Here is a 2,562-nt window from a genome sequence, read left to right as displayed (position 1 = left end):
CGGGTTGCTGGTGTTGGTGCAGCTCGTGATGGCGGCGATGATGACGGCGCCATCGGGCATGCGGCCGGGCTCCTCGGTCCAGGGGGCGGCGATGCCGCGCTCCGCCAGGGCCGAGGTGGGCAGGCGGCGATGCGGGTTCGAGGGGCCGGCCATGTTGCGCACGACGCTGGAAAGGTCGAAGCGCAGCACGCGCTCGTACCGCACCTCGCGCAGCGTGTCGGCCCAGAAGCCTGCGGTCCTGGCATAGGTTTCGACCAGCTGCACCTGTTGCTCGTCGCGGCCTGTGAGGCGCAGGTAGTCCAGCGTCTGGGCGTCGATGGCGAACAGCGCGGCGGTGGCGCCGTACTCGGGGCACATGTTGGAGATGGTCGCCCGGTCGCCGATGGACAGGCTTTCGGCGCCCTCGCCATGGAACTCGACATACGCGCCCACCACCTTCTCCTGGCGCAGGAATTCGGTCAGCGCGAGCACGATGTCGGTCGCGGTGATGCCCGGCTGGCGCCGGCCCGTCAGTTCCACGCCCACGATATCGGGCAGGCGCATCCACGAGGCGCGGCCCAGCATCACGTTCTCGGCCTCCAGGCCGCCCACGCCCACGGCGATCACGCCCAGCGCATCGACGTGCGGCGTGTGGCTGTCGGTGCCCACGCAGGTGTCGGGGAACGCAATTTTTCCGTGTTCATCGTCCTGCACATGGACGACGGGCGACATCTTCTCCAGGTTGATCTGGTGCATGATCCCGTTCCCCGCCGGGATCACATCGACGTTGGCGAAGGCTTTCTTCGTCCACTCGATGAAGTGGAAGCGGTCCTCGTTGCGGCGGTCCTCGATGGCGCGGTTCTTGGCGAAGGCATCGGGGTCGCCGCCGCCGCACTCCACGGCCAGCGAGTGGTCCACGATGAGCTGCACCGGCACCACCGGGTTCACGGCCGCCGGGTCGCCGCCATCCTTGGCGATGGCATCGCGCAGCCCCGCCAGGTCCACCAGCGCGGTCTGGCCCAGGATGTCGTGGCAGACCACGCGCACGGGGAACCAGGGAAAATCGATGTCGCGCCTGCGCTCGATGAGCTGGCGCAGGTAGTCGTTCAGTTGCGCCGGGTCGGCGCGGCGCACCAGGTTCTCGGCGTGCACGCGGGCGGTGTAGGGCAGCGTGTCCCAGGCGCCGGGCCGAAGGGCGTCGACGGCTTCTCGCGCGTCGACATAGTCAAGCGCCGTGCCGGGCAGGGGCTTGCGGTAGCGGGTGTTCATCATCGTGAGGGCAGGGCGGGGGTCAGCGGCGTTGTTCGATGGGCAGGAAGGCCTGGTCCTCGGGGCCGGTGTAGTTGGCGCTCGGGCGGATGATCTTGTTGTCGATGCGCTGCTCGATCACGTGGGCGGCCCAGCCGCTGGTGCGCGCGATCACGAACAGCGGTGTGAACATGGCGGTGGGCACGCCCATCATGTGGTAGCTCACGGCGCTGAACCAGTCGAGGTTGGGGAACATCTTCTTCACCTCCCACATCACCGATTCCAGCCGCTCGGCGATGTCGTACATCTTGGTGCTGCCCGCCTCGTCGGACAGGCGTTTGGCCACCCCCTTGATGACCACGTTGCGCGGGTCGCTCACGGTGTAGACCGGGTGGCCGAAGCCGATCACCACTTCCTTGTTGTCCACGCGGCGGCGGATGTCGGCCTCGGCCTCGTCGGGGCTGTCGTAGCGCTTCTGGATCTCGAAGGCCACCTCGTTGGCGCCGCCGTGCTTGGGGCCGCGCAGCGCGCCGATGGCACCGGCGATGCTCGAATACATGTCGCTGCCGGTGCCGGCGATCACGCGGGCGGTGAAGGTGCTGGCGTTGAACTCGTGCTCGGCGTACAGGTTGAGCGAGGTGTGCATGGCGCGCACCCACGCATCGGCGGGCTTCGCACCGTGCAGCAGGTGCAGGAAATGGCCGCCGATGGAGTCATCGTCGGTCTCGACGTCGATGCGCTTGCCCGAGTTGCTGAAGTGGTACCAGTACAGCAGCATCGAGCCCAGCGAGGCCATCAGGCGGTCGGCGATGTCGCGTGCGCCGGGAAGGTTGTGGCCGTCCTTCTCGGGCAGCACGCAGCCCAGCGCCGAGACACCGGTGCGCATCACGTCCATGGGGTCGGCGCCGGCGGGCAGCTTCTCCAGCGCTTGCATCACGCTGGCGGGCAGGCCGCGCATGGCCCTGAGCCTGTTCTTGTAGGCCCTGAGTTCGGCGTGGGTGGGCAGCTTGCCATGCACCAGCAGGTGGGCGATCTCCTCGAATTCGCACACCTGGGCCATGTCGAGGATGTCGTAGCCGCGGTAGTGCAGGTCGTTGCCGGTGCGCCCGACGGTGCACAGCGCGGTGTTGCCGGCGGTGACGCCGGACAGGGCGACGGATTTCTTGGGCTTGAAGGTGGCGCTGGCCTGGGGGGCGTCGGTCGTGCTGGTGCTCATGCTGAGGTCTTCGGTTGAATATGGCTGCGATCGATGGCGCAGGGGCGGCCGTGGCCGTCCACTGCCACCATCTCGAACACCCCCTTGAGGACTTCCTCGCGCGGCACGCCGGGCGCGTC

The 2,562-nt window shown here is 68.1% G+C and carries 2 protein-coding genes; both read right to left on the bottom strand.

The window, feature by feature from the left end; all coding sequences use genetic code 11:
* Nucleotides 1–1,248, bottom strand: a 1,248-nt coding sequence (locus tag PHQ87_RS15960) for an aconitase family protein (protein WP_300236588.1), incomplete at its 3' end; no start/stop codon positions are given.
* A 22-nt stretch (nucleotides 1,249–1,270) separates the two neighbouring features.
* Nucleotides 1,271–2,443 (bottom strand): 2-methylcitrate synthase, encoded by a 1,173-nt coding sequence (prpC, locus tag PHQ87_RS15955; protein WP_300236585.1) that lies wholly within the window; start codon nucleotides 2,441–2,443, stop codon nucleotides 1,271–1,273.
* Nucleotides 2,444–2,562 lie beyond the last annotated feature (119 nt).

It is taken from the genome of Hydrogenophaga sp., assembly GCF_028698005.1.
Lineage (GTDB): Bacteria > Pseudomonadota > Gammaproteobacteria > Burkholderiales > Burkholderiaceae_C > Hydrogenophaga.
The sequence above is the reverse complement of the archived record's forward strand: the minus strand, read 5'-3'. Positions and strand labels throughout refer to the sequence as shown.